Source organism: Streptomyces sp. NRRL F-6492 (assembly GCF_001280125.1).
Lineage (GTDB): Bacteria > Actinomycetota > Actinomycetes > Streptomycetales > Streptomycetaceae > Streptomyces.
Window position 1 is genome coordinate 1 of sequence record NZ_LGEG01000046.1, and the last position, 20956, is coordinate 20956.

A 20956-nucleotide genomic window follows, 5' to 3' on the forward strand; every position below is an offset into this window, starting at 1 on the left:
CCTCCCCCGCCTCGCTCCCCGCCGGAATCCACCCCCAGTCCACCAACGCCTCCGCCGTGAAATCCCGGCAACGCGACACCACCCCGCGCACACCGCGCAACAACAGCCTTCGCACTTGAACTCCCTCTCCTCCACGCTCGCCGTCAGACATGACCCTGTCGGGGCTCGGGCCCCTCGCCCCCCGGACCCTCTTTCCGTATGGATGTCGCGGCCGCCACGGACGTCATGGACGCCACGGGAGTTACGGATTTCATGGGCGGCATGGGTTTCGTGAGTGCCACGAGCGTCATGGTTTTCATGGATTCCACCGGTCCTCTCACACCTTTTGCTCCTTTTACCTCTTTCCGGGAACAGGGGTCACATTCCTGATATTCGAGGGATTACGAAAGGTGGTTCGGGGCAAACGCGCTGCTCAATCCCCACCCGAAGCCACCGCGCCGACTGCCGGGAAGAGGCCCCGGACGGCGCGGTTCGGCCCGGACGCCCGGGGAAGCCGCAGCGTATGAACGGTCACCGTGTCCCGCGCGTACCGCCCGTGGCCGCCGACGCCCGTCGCTACGAGCTGGCGGAGGAGCCCGGGGTGGCGGGCACGTGCCGGGACCTGACGCGGCGGGCGCTGAGCGAGTGGTTCGGAGCGGCCGGCGCGCCCGGCCAGGTCGCCGCCGAGGACGCCCTGCTGCTGGTCTCCGAGGTCGTCACCAACGCGTTCACCCACGGCGGCGCCCCGTACGAACTGCGGCTCGACCGCACCGGGAGCCGGTTGTGGGTCCAGGTCAGCGACAGGAGCCCGGTGCCTCCCCGGCCCCGCGGTCCGCACTGCCCGAGCCGCTCCTCCGGGCACGGCCTGTACCTCCTGGAGCGGCTGTCGGCCGCCTGGGGCTGCGTGCCGAGGGACGGGGGCAAGGCCGTCTGGTTCGAGGTGGACGTGCCGCCCGCACCCGGATCCCGTGACCACCCGCGTCCGGAGAGGTGACCGGTAGGCGGTGTTTACGGAGCGCACCGCGCGGTCACTCGCAGGGCGTGGCCGGTTCTCCGGCCCGGACCGGCGGTGAGCACGTCCTCACCGCCCCCATCCGTCCCCCGCGATTGGACAGCACCATGAGGGTCGTCGTCACAGGAGCCACCGGAAACGTCGGGACCAGCGTGGTCCGGGCCCTCGACCGCGACCGTACGGTCACGGACGTGCTCGGCGTCGCCCGCCGCGTCCCCGAGCTCCGGATCGGCGCGACCCGCTGGGCGGCGGCGGACGTCGACCCCGGCGGCCCCGACCTGGCCGGGCTGTTCGCGGGGGCCGACGCGGTCGTCCACCTCGCCTGGAAGTTCCAGCCCACGCACGACCCGGTCGAGACCTGGCGCACCAACGTCCTGGGCAGCATCAGGGTCTTCGAGGCGTGCGCCCGGGCGGGGGTGCACTGCCTGGTGCACGCCTCCTCGGTCGGCGCCTACTCCCCCGGCCCGCAGGACGGGCGCCCCGTCGACGAGTCCTGGTCCACCCACGGCTGGCCCGGCGCGGCCTACACCCGGGAGAAGGCCTATCTGGAGCGCTATCTGGACGGGTTCCAGCTGTCCCACCCCGGCCTGCGGGTCGTACGGATGAGGCCGGCGTTCCTGTTCAAGGAGGAGGCGGCGAGCGAGCAGCGCCGCATCTTCGCGGGCCCCCTGCTGCCGTGGCGCGCCGTACGGCCGGGTGTGCTGCCCGTCGTGCCCTCCGTCAAGGGCCTGCGCTTCCAGGCCCTGCACACCGACGACGCCGCCGAGGCCTACCGGGCGGCCGTGGTGCGGCCGGTCCGGGGGGCGTTCAACCTGGCGGCCGATCCGGTGCTGGACACCGACGTGCTGGCCCGTCTCCTGAGGGCCCGCGCCGTTCCGGTGCCGGCGGGCGCGGCCCGCGCCGTGCTCGCCGCCGCGTGGCGCCTGCGCCTGGTGCCCGCCGCGCCGGGTCTGTTCGACGCGGTCCTGCGGCTGCCCCTGCTCGACTCCTCGCGGGCCCGCGAGGAGCTGGACTGGACGCCGTCGTGGACCTCCGAGGAGGCCGTCGGCGAGTTCCTCGAAGGTCTCGGCCGGGGGGCCGGGCTCGGCACCCCGCCCCTGGCCGCCGACGCGGCGACGACGGGGGCCGGCGGGAGCCCGGGGAGGTGAGGCCGTGCCGGTGGCCGGGCCGCGCGGGCCGGCCACCGGCACGGCCCGGTCTCATCCGCGGACGACCCGGCGCACGTTCTCCACGCTGCCGCAGTCAGAGGCGAGCTGCCGGGCGCGCTCCTTCAGGAACGCGCCGCCCAGTTCCTTCCTGCGCTCGTCGGGGACGTTCTCCCGGGTGTCGTTGAGGATGGTGCGCTCCTCCTCGTCGAGGTGGTGGGTGACCGCCTCGACGAGTTCCTCGAGGCGCTCGTCCCACTTGTCGGAGCCGACGTCGTCCACTTCGAGGAGGGCGAGGAGGGCCTCGTTCCCCTCCTCGTGCTCCTCCGTGCCGTGGTCCACGTCCTCGTTGTCGACGTTCTTGAAGCGCTTGAGCGCTCCGTAGACCTCGGCCTCCTCCGCCTCGCCGTGCGCGACGAGCAGGGCCGAGAACTCCTTCAGGGCGGCGGCCCGGTCCGCCTCGACGCTCCGCATGCGGCGGAACAGGTCCTCCATCGTGCGGTGGTCCTCCAGAATGGCCGCGACCACGTCCTGGTTGTCCTTGCTACCGGCCATCGTGCCGTCTCCTCCTCGGTCCGTCTTCCCGTCGTGCGGCGCTCCGACGCGTTCGGCGGGTACCCCTGCCGGGGGGAACCAATCGCGCCCGAACCGGTGGCCGGTGCCGGGGAGGTCGTGGACGTGGTGCGGGCGGTCGTCGCGTACGCACAGGGCGTGCCCGCCGGACCGGCCGCCGCTCCGTGAGGTCAGACGGAGGTGGGGCGGCGCGCGGCGGCGAGCAGGTCCTCCCGGTCGGCGAGCTTGACGCGGGGGCGGTCCTGGGCCCGGCCCTCGGCGCGCTCGGCGGCGTCGATCGCCCGCCAGCCGTCGAGGTCGACGGCGTCGGGGCGGGCCGTGGCGGCCGGCGGTCCCGCGGGGGCGGTCAGGCGGCCGGCTTCGAGGTCGTCGAGGAGGGCGGTGACGGTCTCCTGGGCGCAGGACTTGTTGGTGCCGATGAATCCGGTGGGGCCGCGCTTGATCCAGCCGGTGACGTAGACGCCCGGTTCGACCCGGCCCCGCTCGTGCGGCACCGTGGCGGTGTCCGCGTCGAACGGCAGGCCGGGGACCGGCTCGGCGCGGTAGCCGACGGCGCGCAGGACCAGGGACGTCCCGATGGTCTGGGTGTCGGTGGTGGGGACGGCGCGCACGGTGCCGTCGGCGGCGCGGCGCAGCTCGGTCCGTACGACGGTCAGGCCGGTCACCCGGTCGTCGCCCTCGATCCGCGCCGGGCCGGTCAGGAAGCGCAGGACGATGCGGCGCCGGCCGGGGACGGGGGTGCGGGCGGCGAGTTCGGCGAGTACCGCCGTCTTGGGCGTGGCGTCCGCCGGGAGGTCCTCGGGCCATCCCTCCACGAGGACGTCGATGCCGTCGAGGGCGGCGAGCGCGAGCAGTTCGGGCAGGGTGAAGGCGGCCTCGGCGGGTCCTCGGCGTCCGAGGACGACGACCTCGCGGATCCGGCTCGCGCGCAGCGCGGCCAGGGCCCGGTCGGAGATGTCGGTGCGGGCGAGGGCGTCGGGGTCGGCGGTCAGGATCCGGGCCACGTCCAGGGCCACGTTGCCGTTGCCGACGACGACGGCCCGTTCGGTGTCCAGCGGGTGGGCGGCGCCGTTGTGGTCGGGGTGGCCGTTGTACCAGGCGACGAAGTCGGTGGCGGAGGCGCTGCCGGGCAGGTCCTCGCCCTCGACGCCGAGGCGCCGGTCGGTGGCGGCGCCCACGGCGTAGACCACGGCGTGGTGGTCGCGGACCAGGTCCTCGTGGTGCAGGTCGCGGCCGATCCGGGTGTTGAGGCGGTACGAGAAGCCGGGCTGGCTCTCGATGGCCCGGAAGAGCTCGGTGACCCGCTTGGTGTCCTGGTGGTCGGGCGCGACTCCGGCCCGTGCCAGTCCGTAGGGGGTGGGCAGCCGGTCGTACACGGTGACGGCCACGCCGGGGTGGCGGAGCAGTTCGTCGGCGGCGAACAGTCCGGCCGGTCCGGCTCCGACCACGGCCACCCGCAGTCCGGCGGTCTCCACCCGGCGCTGCCGGGGCACGAGGGCCATGGGGGTGCGGTCGGCGTGCGGGGAGGTGTCGTAGTAGGCGCGGTTGAGTTCGAGGAACGGCAGCTCCGCCTCGGTGAGCTTGGTGTGCGGTTTGAGGGCGTCCACCGGGCAGGCCGTCGTGCACGCCCCGCAGTCCACGCAGGTGCGGGGGTCGACGTACAGCATGTCGGTCCGTCCGAAGCCCGGTTCGCCGGGGGCGGGGTGGATGCAGTTGACCGGGCAGGCCAGCACACACGACGCGTCGGCGCAGCACGACCGGGTGACGACGTAGGGCATGGGGAGTGGTTCTCCGTTCACGTTCACGGGGCCGGCGGGCGGGCGGGTGTGCCGCTCGGACGGCGTGCGCCCGGGGGATGCGGGGGTTACGGCGTCACGCGGCGTGCGGGGCGGGCTCGCCGCGGAAGCGGGACGGGCGCCCGTCGATGCGCAGGGCGCGCCACACCGTGCGGGAGGTCCGGTTCATCAGGCCGATGTCCTCGGCGAGCATCCGCACGTCGGAGAAGAGGTCGCGGAGCATCCGCTCGCCGTCGGGCGACTTCCAGAAGATCTCCTTGATCACCCGGTGGGGGACGCCGATCCTCTCGGCGGTCTTCCGGTCGGGGACGACGATGACGTCGCCGAGGACCCGCATGATGACCGGGAAGGCCACCGAGAGGGCGCCGCGGCGGAACTTCCCGTAGCCGGGGACCTTGACGCGGAGGAACTCGTGGGCGAAGGAGATGTGCCGGGCCTCCTCGGCGACGTGGATCTGCATGAGCCGCCGCATCAGCGGGTGGACGTCCTCGCCACTGCGCAGGATCGCCTTCTGGAGGTGGTCGATGGGCTCCTCCCCGGCGAGGACGCCGGTGAAGAACGACTCGGGGATGAGGGAGCCGGCCAGCGGCAGGAAGCGGCTGACCACCCGGAAGGAGCGCCGGCCGCCGGGCACGTCGGCGCCCGCGCGGTTCACGAACTCCTGGAACATCTGGGTGTGGTGGCACTCCTCCGTCGCCTCGTGGGTGAGGTAGCGGAACTCCGGGTTCTGGTTCGGCAGCGAGAAGAGGTAGTCCATCACCCCGCGGATGAGGACGTTCTCGAACTGCATGCCGACCTTGACGATGTTGGCGTACCGCCACAGGCCGATCTTCGTCCGGACCTCCAGCGGCTGGGCCTGGTACCACGGGTGGCCGCCCAGCGGATCGGCCTCGGGGAGCACCCAGCGGGGGTCCTTCGGGTCGATGGCGAAGTCGGGGTTGTCCCAGTCGATGTCGGTGAAGGCGTCGAAGTGGATGTGCACCGACGCCTCGGACAGGGTCCGGAGCCTTTCGTGGTAGCTCTCCTGGCTGATGGTCATTGTCGTCCTCGCTCTCTCGTGTCCGGTGTCCGAAAAGGGTGGGCGGGTGCGGCGTCAGACCGCCGGGGCGCGGTCCTGACGGCCCGCGGCGGGCCGTGCCCCGGGGAGGGCCCGCTCGAAGCGGAGGGCGGGGTCCTCGACGGGAGAACTCCGCAGGGCCCGGCGGTCGCGGTAGTAGTCGTTCCAGATCCGCCAGGGGTCCCGGGTGCCCTGGCGGGGCATGATCGCGTCGCCGCGCGCGATGTAGCCGGAGGTGAGCGACTCGCCCATGACGGACACCGGGGAGCGGTCGGACGCGGTGGCGACGGGGGTGGCGCTGGTGAGGCCGTGCCGGTCCATGTGGGCGATCAGCCGGCTGACGTACGCGCAGGCGAGGTCGGCCTTGAGGGTCCAGGAGGCGTTGGTGTAGCCGATGATCATCGCCAGGTTGGGGACGCCGTCGACCATCACGCCCTTGTAGAGGAGGTGGTCGCGGGTGACGAGGCGCTCGCCGTCGACCGCGATCTCCATGCCGCCGGCGAGCTGGAGCTTCAGTCCGGTGGCCGTGATGACGATGTCGGCCGGGATCTCCTCGCCGGACCTCACCCTGATCCCGTTCTCGGTGAAGGTCTCGATGCGGTCGGTGACCACGGAGGCCCTGCCGCTCTTGAGGGTCGTGAAGAGGTCGCCGCCGGGGACCACGCACAGCCGCTGGTCCCAGGGCTTGTACGACGGGGTGAAGTGGCGCATGTCGACGCTCTTGCCGAGCCGCGCCCGTACGGCGCCGAGCAGCACCTTGCGCATGAGCCGCGGCGCCTTGCGGCACAGGGCGTACAGACCGCGCTGGAGCGCGATGTTGCGGGCGCGGCCCACGCGGTGGACGAGTCCGGCGGGGACGCGGAGCCGGCGCAGGACGGTGGAGACGGGGTCGTCGGCGGGCAGGGCCAGGATGTACGTGGGCGAGCGCTGGAGCATGGTGACGTGCGCGGCGGTGTCGGCCATCGAGGGGACCAGGGTGATGGCGGTGGCGCCGCTGCCGATGACGACCACGCGCTTGCCGGTGTGGTCGAGGTCCTCGGGCCAGTGCTGCGGGTGCACGAGGGTGCCGCCGAAGCGCTCCTCGCCGGGGAACTCCGGCCGGTGGCCGCCGTCGTAGTCGTAGTAGCCGGTGGCGCCCACGAGGAAGCGGGCCTTCCAGAGTTCGGTCGCGCCGGTGGCCTCGTCCAGGATCTCGACGGTCCACCGTCCCTCGTCGCTCGACCAGTCCGCGCGGACGGCCTTGCGGCCGAAGCGGATGTGCTCGGTGACGCCGTGCTCCTCGGCGGTCTCCTGGACGTAGCGGCGGATGTCCGTGCCCTCGGCGAGGATCCTGGTGCCGTGCCAGGCGCGGAAGCCGTAGCCGAAGGTGTACATGTCCGAGTCCGAGCGGATGCCCGGATAGCGGAACAGGTCCCAGGTGCCGCCGATCCGCGCGCGCCGCTCGATGACCGCGTACGTGGTGCCGGGGTTCCCGTCGGCCAGGTGGCAGGCGGCACTGATGCCGGACAGCCCCGCGCCGATGATCAGCACATCGACGTGCTGGTGCTCCATCTCGATACCCCTCTGTCGCCGACCCGCGTGCTTCCGCACCGATGCGCCGGACTCCGAACGTCGTCGACCGGTACGGGAATTTACCTGTGTCACTGCGTCCAAGGTACCGGCGGTAACACACAATGCGCCACCCCCGGGAACCGAGCGTGCGCGGCCCCGCCGGAGGGCCGGGTACGATCCACGCCGTGGCGGAGGACAGAGATGCACGCGGTGACGGACGCCCCGACGGCCGGGACACGCGCTGGTCCGGCCACCGGGCCGAGCGCCGTGACCAGGTCCTGGCCGCGGCCCTCACCGTGATCGGCCGGGAGGGCCCGTCGGTCAGCGTGGCGGCGATCGGCGCCGAGGCGGGGATGCCCCGCTCCGTGGTCTACCGGATCTTCCGCAGCCGCGAGGACCTGGACGAGCGGATCCGCGCACGCATCGCGGACGACCTGCTGGCCGCGCTGTATCCGGCCCTCGGCGCGAAGGGCACCGTCCGGGAGGCCGTCGAACTCGCCTCCGCCACCTATGTCGGCTGGGTCGCGGACCATCCCCGGCTCCACCAGTTCCTCGGCGCCGGCTCCCCCGAGCAGCACGCCGGCGGCTCCCGGGTGGTCGCGGGCACCCGCACCGCCATCGCCCTGCACCTGGCGCGGCTGCTCGACGCGTACGCCGAGCAACTGGTCGACGGCGGGAAGGCGCCCGCGGGCTTCACGCTCAACCTGGCGTTCGGCATGGTCGGCCTGGTGGACGGCGTGGTCAACCAGTGGGCCGCCCGCCCGGAGTCGAGGAGCTCCCTCGACGACCTGACCCACTTCCTGAGCGACGCCCTGTGGGGCGTCCTCTCGGAGTCCACCCGGCGGCTGGGACTCGAACTCGACCCGGACCAGCCGATCGGCGCGGCCCTGGAACCGCCGGCGCGGCCCCGGCCCTGATCCGCCCGGCACCCCGGCGGCTCCGTTTGCGCGGTGGTGGGCGCCAGGATCGGGTGTGAGGGACCCCTCGCGCCGCCGGAGCCCGGACCCGCACGACGGCCGTCCGGCCGCGCGGTCCCGCAGCCGCAGGGCAAGGAGCGACCGATGGCACCGCACCACAAGTCGAACAAGCAGGTCGAGGGCGACCCGGACACCGGGCACGGACGCGGCCTGCCCCGGCGCCCCGACGAGAAGAAGCTCGACGAGCACCTTGAGGAGGACCGCGAGGAAGCGGGCCTGCCGACGGACCCGGACGACAGGTCCCGGTAGGACCGGCCCCACCGGCCGGGCGGCGGGAAGCCGCCCGGCCGGCGCGTGTGACCGGCGGACCGTCCGGTCCGCGGAGGAGCCGGTACGGGCGGAACCGGTACGGGCGGAACCGGTCGGGGATCAGGGATCCGGGACCAGCCGGGGGACGAGGCGGACGTAGGCGACCATGCCGAGGACCTCGACGAGGGTCTGGGCGACCACGACGACCGCGGCGACGGCCAGGGAGTCGGGCAGGGCCAGGGCCAGCGGCAGGACCACGAGGGAGTTGCGGGTCGCGCCGGTGAAGACGATCGCCCTTCCGGCGGGCGGGCCCAGGCGGAACAGCCGGGCCACGGCCTTCCCGGCGAACGCCATGGCGACCAGGAACAGCGCGTAGAACGGGACGACGGCGGCGAGGTCGGTGAGGCTGCCGCCGATCCCGGGGACCTGGGAGGCCACCACGACGAGGAGGGTGGCGGCCATCAGCGGCACCATCGTGGTGGTCGCCGCGTCGCAGGCCCTCCGCCCGGCCGGCCGGTGCGCGGCCCACGCCTGGAGGGCCCATGCCAGGAGCAGGGGGACGACGATCAGGAAGAGGAACGCCTCGACGAAGGGGCCGGCCTCGACGACGTCGGCCAGCTCGGGACCCATGAACAGGTACAGGAATCCCGGCAGCAGGACCATCTGCGCGACGAGGAGGACCGGGGTGGCGGCGAGGAGCCGGCGGGCGGAGCCGCCGGCGAGGCCGCAGAAGACGATCACGTAGTCCACGCACGGGCACAGCAGCACCAGCAGGACGCCGAGCCGGACCGCCCGGTCGTCGGGGAGGAACGCGAACATCGCGGCGACCACCAGCGGCACCACCGCGAAGTTCACCACCGCGGCGGCGGACAGGAACCTGCCGTCGCGCAGCGAGCGCGCCAGCTCGGCGGCCGGGACCTGGAGGAAGGTGACGAACAGCAGCGCCCCGAGGACCGGGTTGATCGCGTGCGCGAGACCCGGGCCGAGGGCGGGGGCCGCCCATCCCAGCAGGGCGCCGGCGCCCATCGCCGCCAGGTAGACCGCGACCTGGTGGTCCTCCATCCGTTCCACCGCGCCCCGCGGTCCCCGCTGCGCCACCCGAACCGCTCCCTCGTACCGTTCCGGCCGCTCCCCGCGGCCCGGAGGCCATCCTCGCAGGCCGGTCAGACCGGGTCTCCGAAGAGGGCGGCCAGTGACCGGGCGGCGGAAGCGGGGGCCCGTACGTCCAGCCGGAGAGCGGCCGGGGCCAGGTGGAGGGTGAAGTCGAAGAAGGCGCAGCAGTCCTGCTCGGCGGCGGCCAGGTCGGCGATCTCACCGGCGAGGCCGGGGTCGGCGGGGAAGGACAGGCGCAGGCCGCCGGGGATCTCCTCGCGCGCGCCGGCCCTGCCGACCAGCCGCCGCCACTGCCCGGCGCGCTCGTCGAACCCGGCGCCGTCCAGTGCGCAGACCGCGCGGATCGACTCGGGGGCGGCCGGGGTGCCCGCCGTGGTGACGGTCGTGGTGCCGGCCGTGGCGCACCCGCAGTCCGGACCGCACGGGCCCCCGGGCGCCGGTCCGGACAGGTCGGCGCGGACGGCGGCGAGGCGCGCGGAGAACGCGCGGAGTTCGGCGACGCGGTCCGCGGTCTCCGCGATCCGGGCCTCGACCAGGGGCAGCAGACGCGCCCGCACGGACGCGCACGCCCCCTCCTCGCGGACGTCGAGGAGCTCCCGGATCTCGTCCAGGGTCAGGCCCAGGAGCTTGGCCGAGGAGACGAAGGCCAGCCGCTCCACCGCGTCCTCGCCGTAGACGCGGTACCCGGCCGGGGTGCGGCCCGCGGTCAGCAGGCCGGCGTCCTCGTAGAAGCGCAGCGTCGTGGCCGGGACGCCGGAACGTTCGGCCAGTTGCGAGATGCGGTAGGTCCTCACGCCGTCGACCGTAGACCTTCGACCCGGCTCGAAGGTCAAGCGCCCGGCCGGACGGCACCGGAGACGGGCGCGCGCCGGCCCCGCTGGTGCGGGGCCGGCGCGTGGAGGTCCGCTTGCCGGGGACGGCGGCCGCGTGGACCGTCGGTGTCCTCGTCAGCCGGCGAGGAGTTCGAGGGTGTCGATCACGCGGTTCGAGAAGCCCCACTCGTTGTCGTACCAGGCGACGACCTTGACGTGGCGGCCCTCGACGCGGGTGAGCTCCGAGTCGAAGATCGAGGAGGCCGGGTTGCCGGTGATGTCGGAGGAGACGAGCGCGTCCTCCGAGTACTCCAGGACGCCCTTGAGCGGGCCCTCGGCGGCGGTGCGGTACGCCGCGAGGACGTCCTCGCGGGTCACGTCGCGGGAGACGGTCGTGTTCAGCTCGACGATCGAGCCGACCGGGACCGGCACGCGGATCGAGTCGCCGGACAGCTTGCCGTCGAGGTTCGGCAGCACGTGGCCGATGGCCTTGGCGGCACCCGTCGAGGTCGGGACGATGTTGACGCCGGCGGCGCGGGCGCGACGCGGGTCGCGGTGCGGGCCGTCCTGCAGGTTCTGCTCCTGCGTGTAGGCGTGGACCGTCGTCATGAAGCCGTGCTCGATGCCGGCGAGGTCGTCGAGGACCTTGGCCAGGGGAGCGAGCGCGTTCGTCGTGCACGAGGCGTTCGAGACGATCGTGTGCAGCTCCGCGTCGTACGCGTCGGTGTTGACGCCGTACGCGAGGGTGACGTCGGCGCCGTCGGCGGGCGCGCTGACGAGCACCTTCTTGGCACCCGCGTCGATGTGGGCGCGGGCCGCCTTGGCCGACGTGAAGCGGCCGGTCGCCTCCAGGACGATGTCGACGCCGAGCTCGGCCCAGGGCAGCTGCGCCGGCTCGCGCTCGGCGAGCACCTTGATGCGGTGCCCGTCGACGACCAGGGTGTCGCCGTCCACGCTCACCGGGCGGCCGAGGCGGCCGGAGGTCGAGTCGAAGGCGAGGAGCCGCGCGAGCGCGGTGGGCTCGGTGAGGTCGTTGACGGCGACGATCTCGAGGCTGCTGTCGCGCTCGAGCAGCGCGCGCAGCACGTTGCGTCCGATGCGGCCGAATCCGTTGATGGCGATACGAGTCATGGCGATGTCCCTTCGGTTCGCCACCCATGTTGGTGCGCGGCGGCCACCCGTGACAGCGGCGTGATCGCCACGGTCCGCAAGTATCGCGCCAGAGCGCGAAAGCGCCGTCGACCTGCGGATTCCGCTACTCGCCCTGGGCGAACGTGCGCCGGTACTCGCTCGGCGTGGTGCCCAGGATCCGCTGGAAGTGCAGCCGCAGGTTGGCCCCGGTGCCGAGCCCCACGTCGGCGGCGATCTGCTCGACGCCCCGCTCGGAGCGCTCCAGGAGCTCACGGGCCATGTCGACGCGGGCCCGCATGACCCACTGCATGGGCGTGTAGCCGGTGTCCTCGGCGAACCGGCGCGAGAACGTGCGCGCCGACACCGCCGCGTGCCGGGCCAGGATGTCGAGGGTGAGGGGTTCGCCGAGCCGGTGCAGCGCCCACTCGCGGGTGGCGGCGAACCGCTCGCCGAGCGGTTCGGGCACGCTCCGCGGCACGTACTGCGCCTGGCCGCCGCTGCGGTAGGGGGCGGCGACCAGGCGCCGGGCGGCGTGGTTCGACGCGGCCACCCCGAGGTCCCCGCGCAGGATGTGCAGGCACAGGTCGATGCCGGAGGCCGCACCGGCGGACGTCAGGACGCTGCCCTCGTCGACGAAGAGGACGTTCTCGTCGACCCGGATCAGGGGGCGTTTGGCGGCGAGCGCCCGCGCGTAGTGCCAGTGCGTGGTGGCGCGCTTGCCGTCGAGGAGTCCCGTGGCGGCCAGCGCGAAGGCGCCCGTCGAGATCGCGGCGAGCCGCGCGCCCCGGTCGTGGGCGGCGATCAGCGCGTCGACGACGGCCGGCGGCGGGTCCTCGCGGTCGGGGAAGCGGTAGCCGGGGACGAAGACGACGTCGGCCCACGCGAGCGCGTCCAGGCCGTGGGCGACCTGGTACGACAGACCGTCACCACCGGCGACGACGCCGGGTTCGGCGCCGCACACCCGTACCTCGTAGGGCATGCTCGCGCGGGTCGTGAAGACCTGCGCGGGGATGCCGACGTCGAGGGGCTTCGCCCCTTCGAGGACGAGGACGGCGACGCGATGCAGACGGGAAACGGGCACGTCACGAGGGTACGCGGGGCGTGTCGGGCGCGGGACGCGGGCGCCCGGACACGGTCACGGCCCCTGGCGCGGGTCCCGGTCCTCGGGATCCGGGATTCGGGATTCGGAATCACACCTTCCGCTTCCCGTGGCCCGTGTCAGGAACTTTTTCCCGGGTGTCGGCACTCATGATCAATGGGCCCCGGGCCGCGCCGTGCCGGCGCCGTCCCTCCGCGCCCCGCGGCGCACACCTGTCGTGTGCCGTGCCGGACGATCCCGATGAAGTCGAGGAAACCACCGTGCCCCTGACGTCACACCGACGCCTGGTCGTGAGCGCCACCATGATCGCCGCACTCGCCGCGGGCGTCGCCCCCGCGACCAGTGCGTCCGCCGCCGTTCCGCAGACCCCCGCCGCCTTCCCGCAGACCCCCGCCGCCGTCCGGGCGGCGGCCAACACCGTTCCCGCACCCGACATGGACGGCGTGGCCACCGCGCTGAACTCCGCCCTGGCCAACGGCGCGCCGGGGGCGATGGCCCGCTTCTCCGGCCCCGGCGGCGTGCAGAGCCGCACGGCCGGCGTCCAGGACCGGGTGAACGGCACGCCCATGAACATCGCGTCGCGGTTCCGGATCGGCAGCGTCAGCAAGACCTTCTCCACGGTCGTGCTCCTCCAGCTGGTGCAGGAGGGACGGCTGACGCTCGACTCGCCGGTCAACACCTACCTGCCCGGCCTGCTGCCCGACGACCGCATCACGGTCCGTCACCTGCTCACCCACCGCAGCGGGCTCGCCGACTACACCGATCCGATGTTCGCCAACACGGTGCCGGGCTTCGAGTCCGTGCGGAACAAGGTGTTCGGCTACCAGGAGCTCGTGAACCTCTCCCTGGCGCTGCCCCGGACCACCGAGCCCGGCGTGTCCTACAAGTACTCGAACGCCAACTTCGTGGTGGTCGGGATGCTCATCGAGAAGCTCACGGGCAAGCCGGTGGCGGACGCCTACCAGCGCCGCATCTTCGGGCCGCTGGAGCTGCGCAACACCTCCTACGTGCACCCCGAGACCCACATCACGGGCCAGCACGTGCGCGGGTACCTGTACCCCGACACGGCCGGCGAGCCACTGGTGGACTCCACGGAGCAGACCGTGTCCTGGGCGCAGTCCGCCGGGGCCGTCATCTCCGACGCCGCCGACCTGAACACCTTCACCAAGGCGCTCGTGCGCGGCCGTCTGCTGTCCGCGCCGATGATGGAGGCGATGACGACGGTGACGCCGACGGACGCCACCGACACCCGGTTCTACGGGCTCGGCCTGCGCCGTTACGACCTGTCGTGCGGCACCCGGGTGTACGGGCACACCGGCACCGTGCAGGGCTTCTACACGTACGCCTTCTCGACGCGCGACGGCCGCCGCAGCCTGTCGGCCGTGGCCAACTCCACGAACCGCGGCGCGGTCAACACGGCGCTCGGCGGAACCCTCGAACCGGCGTTCTGCGGCAAGAAGCCGGCCGCGGCCTCGCGCACCGGCTCGCCCGCGGCCCGCGACTTCTCGTCGCTGCCGGCGGAGCGGGACCTGCCCGAGCGCCACTGACCGGTTCCCGAGGGGCGTCCGTGGTCCCCACCGGGCCGGACGCCCCTCGGGTTCACGCCCGGTACTCGGTGAGGTCGATGGCGTGGACGCGCAGGGGAACGCCGAAGACCGGGTGGTCGAGATCGCGCTCGGCCTCCATGCCGAGCTTGGCGAGGACGTTCTCGGCCGCGCCGTTGCCGATGTGCGTGACGGCGACGACCCGGTCGAGCCCGCGGTCCTGGAGGGCCCACTCCAGGACCGCGTGGGCGGCTTCGGAGGCGTAGCCCTGGCCCCAGAACTGCCGGCCGAGGCGCCAGTCGATCCCGACCTCGTGCGCCATGCCGGGCAGGTGCTCCGGTACGGAGAGGCCCGCGAAGCCGATCAGCTCGCCGGAGGCGAGGAGCTCCACGGCGAAGGGGCCGAAGCCCTCCTCGTCCCACTCCTCCTCGTACCGCTCGATGTCCTCGGCGGTCTCCTCCAGGTCGCGGACCGAGCCGTCGCCGATCCAGCGCATGACCTCGGGGTCGGCATTGATCTCGGACAGCGGGACGAGGTCGTCGTCGCTCCAGCGGCGGAGGACGAGGCGGGGGGTGCGGATCTCGGTCATGGCCCCCATCCTGACGCACCCGGCGGACCGCCCGCGCCACCGGGCGCGGGGTGCGGTCCCCGCCGCCGGGTTCAGCGGTAGTACCCCTCGACCACGGCCCGCACCTCGTCGAGCAGCGCGGGGCCGTCCTGCGGTACGGGCGGCCCGCCGGCGTCCGGGCGGATGTCCAGGAGCTGTTCGTTCGAGAGGGCGAAGACCACGCGGCCGAGGCCGGCGCGCCGGACGGCCGCCTCGCACATCCCGCACGGCTGGCAGCTGGTGTAGAGCGTGGTCCGCGCCGCCGTGGGCCCGTCCAGCTCCCTGGCGGCCCACCGCGCCAGCTTCAGTTCCGGGTGCGCGGTGATGTCCCGGTCGGTGAGGGTCGTGTTGCGGTCCTCGGCCAGGACCGTTCCGTCCGGTGCGGCGAGGAGCGATCCGAACGGCGGGTCGCCGCCCTCGCGCGCCTCGGCCGCGAGGGCGATGGCGCGCCGGAGGAGGGCGTGGTCGTCGGGTGTCGTCATGACGGCTCCGTTCGGGTGCGGGGGGTGCCGGGATCGGGGAGGGGGCGGGCCGGGAAGAGGCGGGCGGCCACCGTGGCGAGGGCCCGCCAGGCCTCCTGCGGGTGCGCGGTCTCGCGGGGGTCCCCGTGGTACGGGTCGAGGACGACGCTCTCGGCGCCGAGCAGCCGCAACCGGTCCAGGTCGTCCACGACCTGGTCGATCGTGCCCTCCCCCGCGAGCCGTTCCGCTCCCGTGACCGGCTCCTCGGTGAGCCTCAGGGCGATCCGCGGGGCCAGGGCGGGTACGGGGAGGCCGTGCGCTTGTGCGTACTCCTTCAGCCGTGCGGCGCCCTCCCTCAGCTGCGGCAGGGTGCGGCGCAGCGGGTGCCAGGCGTCCCCGAGGAGCACGGCGCGGCGGATGCCCGCGTCGCTGTGGCCGCCGATCCAGACCGGGATCCGGCGGCCGCCGTGGTCGGCGGTGTCCGCCCAGGCCTCCCGCATGGTCCTCAGGTGCTCGTCGGTCAGCCGGCCGCGCCGTTCGAAGGGGACGCCGAGGGCGGCGAACTCCTGGCGCGCCCATCCCGCGCCCACGCCGAGGACCAGTCGGCCGCCGCTCAGCTCGTCGAGGTTGGAGGCCATCCGGGCGGTGAGCAGCGGGTGTCGGTAGGGGGCGATGAGGACCGTGGTGCCGAGGCGGACGCGGGTGGTGAGGCCGGCCAGCCAGGACAGGGTGGTGAACGGCTCGTAGAAGGGGGCCGGGTAGCGCTCGGCGACGTCGGGCGTGACGACCACGTGGTCCGAGACCATCAGCAGGCCGAAGCCGAGGCCCTCCACGGTCTGGGCCCAGCTCCGCAGTGTTCCCGGGTCGGCTCCGGGGCCGAAGTTGAGGACGTTGACTCCGATTTCCACGCGCCACAGGCTAGCCCGGCGGGAAGGGCCTTCTGAAGCGATTCCCGCCCGTCCACGGGCTGTTCGGCCGTGGATCCGCCGGTAATCTGGGGGGATGACCGAGACTCTCGACGCGACGGACTGGGCGATCCTGACGGAGCTCCGGCGGGACGGCCGGGTCGCCTACACGGAGCTGGCGCGGCGGGTGAACCTGAGCGCGTCCGCGACGAAGGAGCGGGTGCGGCGCCTGGAGGAGACCGGGGTGATCACGGGATACCGGGCGGAGGTGGATCCGGAGCGGGTCGGGTACGGGGTGCTCGCGGTGGTGCGGCTGAAGTACCCGGGCACCCGGCACGAGCCGCTGCGCCGGCTGCTCGCGGAGCGGTCGGAGATCCTGGAGTGCCTGCGGACGACCGGGGACGACTGCTACGTCCTGAAGGTGGCGGCGACGTCGATGGGCCATCTGGAGGAACTCGTCGACGCGCTGGCCGGCTTCGGCAGCACGACGACGAACCTCGTCTTCAGCCGGACGCTCTCCCCGCGCGGTCCGGGCGAGCCGGGTCGCCGCGGGCGCTGAGCGACGCGTCCCGGGTGTTCCGGACGCGGGACCGCCCCGGAGGCGCCGGCTGCCTCCGGGGCGGTTCCCCACTGTCGTGTGGTGCCACGACGGGCCGCGTTACGGGGCCGGGGTTACGGGACGATCCGCAGGAGGCGGTTCGGGGAGCCGCTGCCCGGGCCGGTGACCTTGTTGGGCGTGGCGCCGTTGACGAGGGCCGTGGCGACCTGGGCCGGGGTGGCGGAGGGGTGCCCTGCGAGGTAGATCGCGGCGGCGCCCGCCACGTGCGGGGCGGCCATCGAGGTGCCCGAGATGGTGTTGGTGGCGCCGTCACCGGTGTGCCAGCCCGCGGTGATGGACACGCCGGGGGCGAAGAGGTCGAGGACCGAGCCGTAGTTGGACCAGCTGGCCTTGGCGTCGGTGTTGCCGGTGGCGCCGACCGTGAGGGCCTCGGCGACCCGGGCGGGCGACGAGGAGGAGGCGTTGGCCCCGGAGTTGCCGGCCGCGACGGCGTAGGTGATGCCGTCGGCGATGGACTTCTTCACCGCGTTGTCGAGGGTGGTGGAGGCGCCGCCGCCGAGGGAGAGGTTGGCCACGGCCGGGACGCCGGCGGTGTGGTGCGAGGTGACCCAGTCGATGCCCGCGATGACGCCGGCGGTGGTGCCGGAGCCGTTGTTGTCGAGGACGCGGACGGCGACGACCTTCGCCTTCTTGGCCACGCCGTAGGTGGTTCCGGCGACGGTCGTGGCGACGTGGGTGCCGTGCCCGTTGCCGTCCTGGGCGACCGTGTCGCCCTGGACCGCGTCGTAGCCGTTCACGGCGCGTCCGGTCAGCTCGGAGTGGCTGATGCGGACCCCGGTGTCGATGACGTAGGCCGTGACGCCGGCGCCCGCGCTGTCGGGGTAGGTGTACGTGCCGGAGAGCGGCAGGTTCGCCTGGTCGATGCGGTCCAGGCCCCAGGGGGCGTTGGTCTGCGTCGCGTCGGAGCGGACCACCTGGTCCTGCTCGACGGAGGCGACGGACGGGTCGGCGGCGAGGCGGCGGGCCTCCTTCGCGCCGAGGGTGGCCGTGTAGCCGTCGAGGGCGGAGCCGAACGTCTTGCGGACGGTGCCGCCGTAGGCGGCTATCAGCTTCCGGCCCTTGTCCGAGCCGGCCTTGAAGCCCGCCCCCTGCTTCAGGGTGACGATGTAGCTGCCGGGGACGGCGTCGGCCGAACCCGCCGCGAGGACGGTGCCCTCGGCCGGGGCCGCCTGGGCCGGGACGGCGGCGAAGGTGCCGAGCAGGGCGGCCACGGTCGCGGCGGAGGCCGTCACCGCGAAGCGGGTCTTGGAGCTCTTCGGGAGTGCCATTGCGAGGGAGTCCTCCTCGTCGACGTCGTGCCCGGGGGTGGGGCGGCACGACTGTGGGGGATGCACGTGGGACCACGTACACGGTCGGGCCCGGTGCGTCCGGTCCCGGCGTGATCAGCAGCCTGGCGGCTCCACGGGCACCGCTCAAGGAAGTTGACGCCTTGTCATGTATCCGCCACACGCCCGCAATCGAACCCCCTCCGAACCCCTTCGCGGTGGCCTGATCAGGCGCGCGGCTGGCCGGAATCCGGGCCCGCCGAGTCCACCGGATCCGTCGTGTCCGCCGACCTCTCCTCCCTCACCCGACTCACCCGGCTCTCCCGACCCGCCAGATCCGCCAGGTCCGCCAGGTCCGCCAGGTCCGCCAGGTCCGCCGGAGTCTCCGCGAGGGAGCGGGCGAGCGCCGCGGCGAAGCCGTCCGGGTTGTCCAGCATCAGGTTGTGTCCCGCGCCGGGAACCACGATCACCGGGACGCCGGACGCGGCGGCCTGCTCCGCTCCGGCGTCCGGCAGGCTCGCCTCCCCGACGAGGAACGCGCGGAGCGCCGCGAGCCCGGCCAGCAGGTCCCCCGGGGCGGGCGTGCTCCCCTCGACGAGCGCCACCGCGCTGCGGTGGACGGCCAGCGGGTCGGCGAGGCGCAGCCGGGCGGCGTAGTCGGCGCGACCGGCGAGGGCCAGCATGCGGGAGAACCCCCTCGTCACGAACGCCTCCTCGCTCTGGGCGGCCACCGGTGAGCTGAACGCGCCCCCGCCCGCGTACAGGTTGGGCTCCGCCACCACGAGCCGGGCGACCAGGTCGGGGCGGGCCGCCGCCAGGTGGATCGCCACGGCGCCGCCCATCGAGTGCCCGACGAGGTCCACCCCCGTCACGCCGAGGTGGTCGAGGACGGCGGCGACCGCGGCCGCCTGGGACTCCATGCGGTAGTCGAAGTCCGCGGGCCGGTCGCTCAGTCCGTGGCCGAGGAGGTCCACCAGGAGCGCCCGGCCGCCGCGGAGGGCGGGGTGGGTGGCGATGTGGGCGAAGTCCGAGACGGCCGTGCACCCGAGGCCGTGGACGAAGACCCGTACGGGCCCTTCGCCCGGCAGATCGATCCACCGGACGTACGCCCGCTCCTGCGTCAGGAACAACTCCCGCATGCCGCTCTCCCCTTGCCGTACCGCCGTCGTGCCGCTGTCGTGCCGTCGGGCGCCACCCTACGAGCCGGTACCGACAACGCCCGCCGGAGCGGCCTGCCGCCGCGCGCGCGGGCGGTCGGATAGCGTCGGGCCCGACCCCGAGCCGGCGACGCCGGACGCTACCCGAAAGGACACGCATGCCCCTCGAAGGCGAGTACGAGCCCAGTCCGGAGGAATGGGTGCGGAACCAGGTCGAGCTCTACGAGTCCTCCGGAGGCACGAAGGGCACCACCATGCGCGGCATGCCCGTGGTCCTGGTGACCAACCGGGGTGCGAAGAGCGGCAAGCTCCGCAAGACCCCGCTGATGCGGGTCGAGCACGACGGGGCGTACGCGCTCGTGGCGTCGAACGGCGGCGCCGTGAAGCACCCCGTCTGGTACAACAACCTCGTCGCCTTCCCGGAGGTCGAGCTGCGCGACGGCACCGAGGTGTGGGACATGGAGGCGCGCGTCGTCAGCGGCGAGGAGCGCCGGGAGTGGTGGGAGCGGGCCGTCGCCGCCTTCCCGGACTACGCCGACTACCAGCGGAAGACGGACCGGGAGATCCCCGTGTTCGTGGTGGAGCGGACCGGCTGACCGGCCGGTCGGCGGAAGGGCCCGGGCCGCCACCGGCCCGGGCCCGCGCCGGCGTCGCCTCTCGGCTCTCGGCTCTCGGCTCTCGGCTCTCGGCTCTCGGCTCTCAGCCGGTACGGAGGATCCGGAAGCGACCGGGTTCCGCCGGGTCCCGGTCGGCGACCTGGACCGGCGCCCAGGTCCACTGCCGGACGCCGGTGCCCGGCGCGCGGGAGAACCGGATCGGCCCGCGGGTGCCCTCGACCGCCAGGCGCGGCCACGACGCGGCGACGGCCGCCCGGTCCGTGCCGTGCGCACGCAGGGCCGCGGCGAGGACGGTGACGGTGTCCCAGCCCTCGAAGGCGACGAAGGAGGGCGCTTCGCCCAGCCGTGCGCGCAGTTGCCCCCCGACGCGTTCGCCGAGCGGGCCGAGGCGCTCGGGCAGGTAGCGCAGGAACGGGATCCCGGCACCGTCCTCCCCCAGGGCCTCGGCCCATTCCGCGAACTCCGGCTGTCCGGCCGGAGCGCCGATCAGGATCTCCGCGAGCCGCCGGTCGCCCCGGACGGCCCGGACGATCGGCACCGCGGGATCCGGGTGGCCGACGAGGAGGAGGAGCGCCGTCGCGCCGTGCCCGACGAGCGCGTCGCACAGGGCCTCGGGGGTGAGCGCGTTCGCGTCGAGTGCGACGACGGTGCCGCCGCGGGGGGCGAGGTGGTCCCGCAGGATCCGGGTCCCGGACGCCCAGTAGACGCTCGGCTGGGTCACCACGGCGATCCGGTGCCGGCCCGCGCCGAGGAGGAAGTCCCCGTAGAGCCGCCAGCCGTGGGACTGGGCCGGGGCCAGGCGCGCGACCCACTCCGTCGGCTCCTCGGTGAGCGCGTCGAGCACGGCGGACGAGCAGAGGAACGGCACGCCGAGGGCGTCGGCCCGGGCGGCGGCGGCGCGGGCGACGACGCTGTGGTACTCCCCCGCCACGGCGGCCACGCCCAGGCCGGCCAGTTCGTCCACGGCCGCCGCGGCCCGCTCCGGGTCGGCCGCGGTGTCCCGGACCAGGAGCTCCAGCGGGCTGCCGTCGATCCCGCCGGTGCCGTTGACCTCGCGGACGGCCAGGGCGAGTCCCGCGAGCAGGTGTCGGCCCGCCTCGGTCCAGCCGGGCCGCGTCAGCGGGACGAGGGCGCCCAGACGGACGGGCGGCCCGTCCGGGTGCTCCGCTCCGGACGGCGACGGTGAGGTGCTCGGTGACGTGTTCATCGGGTGGCGTCTCCCCTGGGACGGTGCGGTCGCGGTCCGTCCGGGCGCACCGGCCGGGACCGGCGGTCCGCGTCCTCCGC

At 73.9% G+C, this 20956-nt stretch carries 21 protein-coding genes; 7 read left to right on the top strand and 14 right to left on the bottom strand.

The annotated features are described in order from the left end of the window. The first annotated feature begins 502 nt into the window (after positions 1-502). Complete coding sequence (locus tag ADL08_RS06200) at positions 503-973, top strand: ATP-binding protein (RefSeq protein WP_053641036.1); 471 nt, start codon at positions 503-505, stop codon at positions 971-973. 125 nt (positions 974-1098) lie between these two features. Further along, a complete protein-coding gene (locus ADL08_RS06205; protein ID WP_053641125.1) occupies positions 1099-2139 on the top strand; it encodes an NAD-dependent epimerase/dehydratase family protein in 1041 nt (346 codons plus the stop codon). 51 nt (positions 2140-2190) lie between these two features. Here ADL08_RS06205 and ADL08_RS06210 read toward each other — a convergent pair whose 3' ends face one another. The 4 genes from ADL08_RS06210 to ADL08_RS06225 form a co-directional block, all read right to left on the bottom strand. Then, positions 2191-2691, bottom strand: coding sequence for a hemerythrin domain-containing protein (locus ADL08_RS06210; protein WP_053641037.1), 501 nt, complete (start codon positions 2689-2691; stop codon positions 2191-2193). 188 nt (positions 2692-2879) lie between these two features. Further along, entirely contained in the window at positions 2880-4487 is a 1608-nt protein-coding gene (locus ADL08_RS06215; RefSeq protein ID WP_053641038.1) for an FAD-dependent oxidoreductase, read from the bottom strand. Between the two features lie 94 nt (positions 4488-4581). Continuing rightward, on the bottom strand, positions 4582-5544 hold the full coding sequence (locus tag ADL08_RS06220; protein WP_053641039.1) for an AurF N-oxygenase family protein: 963 nt from the start codon (positions 5542-5544) through the stop codon (positions 4582-4584). 54 nt (positions 5545-5598) lie between these two features. Further along, entirely contained in the window at positions 5599-7113 is a 1515-nt protein-coding gene (locus ADL08_RS06225) for a flavin-containing monooxygenase (RefSeq protein ID WP_053641040.1), read from the bottom strand. Between the two features lie 185 nt (positions 7114-7298). On the opposite strand from ADL08_RS06225, the gene ADL08_RS06230 reads away from it, so the two are divergent. Both ADL08_RS06230 and ADL08_RS37540 read left to right on the top strand, forming a co-directional pair. Next, positions 7299-8030 (top strand): TetR/AcrR family transcriptional regulator, encoded by a 732-nt coding sequence (locus ADL08_RS06230; protein WP_063885246.1) that lies wholly within the window; start codon positions 7299-7301, stop codon positions 8028-8030. Between the two features lie 144 nt (positions 8031-8174). After that, entirely contained in the window at positions 8175-8339 is a 165-nt protein-coding gene (locus tag ADL08_RS37540) for a hypothetical protein (RefSeq protein WP_199836961.1), read from the top strand. Between the two features lie 120 nt (positions 8340-8459). Here ADL08_RS37540 and ADL08_RS06235 read toward each other — a convergent pair whose 3' ends face one another. The 4 genes from ADL08_RS06235 to ADL08_RS06250 all read right to left on the bottom strand — a co-directional run bounded on the left by ADL08_RS06235 (position 8460) and on the right by ADL08_RS06250 (position 12476). Further along, positions 8460-9401, bottom strand: a complete 942-nt coding sequence (locus ADL08_RS06235; RefSeq protein WP_107092160.1) for a bile acid:sodium symporter — start codon at positions 9399-9401, stop codon at positions 8460-8462. Positions 9402-9502: 101 nt separating this feature from the next. Next, positions 9503-10246, bottom strand: a complete 744-nt coding sequence (locus ADL08_RS06240) for a MerR family transcriptional regulator (RefSeq protein WP_053641043.1) — start codon at positions 10244-10246, stop codon at positions 9503-9505. A gap of 153 nt (positions 10247-10399) precedes the next feature. After that, positions 10400-11395, bottom strand: coding sequence for a type I glyceraldehyde-3-phosphate dehydrogenase (gene gap / locus ADL08_RS06245; protein WP_053641044.1), 996 nt, complete (start codon positions 11393-11395; stop codon positions 10400-10402). Between the two features lie 124 nt (positions 11396-11519). Further along, positions 11520-12476, bottom strand: coding sequence for a GlxA family transcriptional regulator (locus tag ADL08_RS06250; RefSeq protein WP_053641045.1), 957 nt, complete (start codon positions 12474-12476; stop codon positions 11520-11522). A 278-nt stretch (positions 12477-12754) separates the two neighbouring features. Here ADL08_RS06250 and ADL08_RS06255 point away from each other — a divergent pair, with 278 nt between their 5' ends. Then, the gene (locus ADL08_RS06255) at positions 12755-14041 is read left to right on the top strand and encodes a serine hydrolase domain-containing protein (RefSeq protein ID WP_234352020.1); all 1287 of its coding nucleotides are present in this window, start codon (positions 12755-12757) and stop codon (positions 14039-14041) included. Positions 14042-14093: 52 nt separating this feature from the next. Here the strand turns inward: ADL08_RS06255 and ADL08_RS06260 are convergent, their stop codons facing one another. The 3 genes from ADL08_RS06260 to ADL08_RS06270 all read right to left on the bottom strand — a co-directional run bounded on the left by ADL08_RS06260 (position 14094) and on the right by ADL08_RS06270 (position 16014). Further along, a complete protein-coding gene (locus tag ADL08_RS06260) occupies positions 14094-14627 on the bottom strand; it encodes a GNAT family N-acetyltransferase (RefSeq protein ID WP_053641046.1) in 534 nt (177 codons plus the stop codon). Positions 14628-14698: 71 nt separating this feature from the next. Further along, positions 14699-15127 carry a nucleoside deaminase gene (locus tag ADL08_RS06265; protein ID WP_053641047.1) on the bottom strand — a complete coding sequence of 143 codons (429 nt, stop codon included), beginning with the start codon at positions 15125-15127 and terminating at the stop codon, positions 14699-14701. Beyond that, complete coding sequence (locus ADL08_RS06270) at positions 15124-16014, bottom strand: TIGR03619 family F420-dependent LLM class oxidoreductase (RefSeq protein ID WP_053641048.1); 891 nt, start codon at positions 16012-16014, stop codon at positions 15124-15126. Before ADL08_RS06270 ends, ADL08_RS06265 begins: the two co-directional genes overlap by 4 nt. A gap of 94 nt (positions 16015-16108) precedes the next feature. Between ADL08_RS06270 and ADL08_RS06275 the strand changes: the two genes are divergently transcribed. Then, positions 16109-16570 (top strand): Lrp/AsnC family transcriptional regulator, encoded by a 462-nt coding sequence (locus tag ADL08_RS06275; protein ID WP_053641049.1) that lies wholly within the window; start codon positions 16109-16111, stop codon positions 16568-16570. A 113-nt stretch (positions 16571-16683) separates the two neighbouring features. Here the strand turns inward: ADL08_RS06275 and ADL08_RS06280 are convergent, their stop codons facing one another. Further along, complete coding sequence (locus tag ADL08_RS06280) at positions 16684-17898, bottom strand: S8 family peptidase (RefSeq protein ID WP_053641050.1); 1215 nt, start codon at positions 17896-17898, stop codon at positions 16684-16686. Positions 17899-18122: 224 nt separating this feature from the next. After that, entirely contained in the window at positions 18123-19034 is a 912-nt protein-coding gene (locus tag ADL08_RS06285) for an alpha/beta fold hydrolase (protein WP_078968574.1), read from the bottom strand. 176 nt (positions 19035-19210) lie between these two features. Between ADL08_RS06285 and ADL08_RS06290 the strand changes: the two genes are divergently transcribed. Then, a complete protein-coding gene (locus ADL08_RS06290; RefSeq protein ID WP_053641051.1) occupies positions 19211-19648 on the top strand; it encodes a nitroreductase family deazaflavin-dependent oxidoreductase in 438 nt (145 codons plus the stop codon). A 103-nt stretch (positions 19649-19751) separates the two neighbouring features. Here the strand turns inward: ADL08_RS06290 and ADL08_RS06295 are convergent, their stop codons facing one another. After that, complete coding sequence (locus ADL08_RS06295; protein WP_053641052.1) at positions 19752-20876, bottom strand: ABC transporter substrate-binding protein; 1125 nt, start codon at positions 20874-20876, stop codon at positions 19752-19754. Positions 20877-20956: the final 80 nt, after the last annotated feature.

Bases quoted from the DNA above. Each gene is read 5' to 3' on its own strand.
- ADL08_RS06205 (WP_053641125.1), top strand. From the start codon at position 1,099: ATGAGGGTCGTCGTCACAGGAGCCACCGGAAACGTCGGGACCAGCGTG.
- ADL08_RS06235 (WP_107092160.1), bottom strand. From the start codon at position 9,401: ATGGAGGACCACCAGGTCGCGGTCTACCTGGCGGCGATGGGCGCCGGC.
- ADL08_RS06215 (WP_053641038.1), bottom strand. From the start codon at position 4,487: ATGCCCTACGTCGTCACCCGGTCGTGCTGCGCCGACGCGTCGTGTGTG.
- ADL08_RS37540 (WP_199836961.1), top strand. From the start codon at position 8,175: ATGGCACCGCACCACAAGTCGAACAAGCAGGTCGAGGGCGACCCGGAC.
- ADL08_RS06285 (WP_078968574.1), bottom strand. From the start codon at position 19,034: ATGCGGGAGTTGTTCCTGACGCAGGAGCGGGCGTACGTCCGGTGGATC.
- ADL08_RS06295 (WP_053641052.1), bottom strand. From the start codon at position 20,876: ATGAACACGTCACCGAGCACCTCACCGTCGCCGTCCGGAGCGGAGCAC.
- ADL08_RS06280 (WP_053641050.1), bottom strand. From the start codon at position 17,898: ATGGCACTCCCGAAGAGCTCCAAGACCCGCTTCGCGGTGACGGCCTCC.
- ADL08_RS06260 (WP_053641046.1), bottom strand. From the start codon at position 14,627: ATGACCGAGATCCGCACCCCCCGCCTCGTCCTCCGCCGCTGGAGCGAC.
- gap (WP_053641044.1), bottom strand. From the start codon at position 11,395: ATGACTCGTATCGCCATCAACGGATTCGGCCGCATCGGACGCAACGTG.
- ADL08_RS06200 (WP_053641036.1), top strand. From the start codon at position 503: ATGAACGGTCACCGTGTCCCGCGCGTACCGCCCGTGGCCGCCGACGCC.
- ADL08_RS06265 (WP_053641047.1), bottom strand. From the start codon at position 15,127: ATGACGACACCCGACGACCACGCCCTCCTCCGGCGCGCCATCGCCCTC.
- ADL08_RS06275 (WP_053641049.1), top strand. From the start codon at position 16,109: ATGACCGAGACTCTCGACGCGACGGACTGGGCGATCCTGACGGAGCTC.
- ADL08_RS06220 (WP_053641039.1), bottom strand. From the start codon at position 5,544: ATGACCATCAGCCAGGAGAGCTACCACGAAAGGCTCCGGACCCTGTCC.
- ADL08_RS06210 (WP_053641037.1), bottom strand. From the start codon at position 2,691: ATGGCCGGTAGCAAGGACAACCAGGACGTGGTCGCGGCCATTCTGGAG.
- ADL08_RS06225 (WP_053641040.1), bottom strand. From the start codon at position 7,113: ATGGAGCACCAGCACGTCGATGTGCTGATCATCGGCGCGGGGCTGTCC.
- ADL08_RS06290 (WP_053641051.1), top strand. From the start codon at position 19,211: ATGCCCCTCGAAGGCGAGTACGAGCCCAGTCCGGAGGAATGGGTGCGG.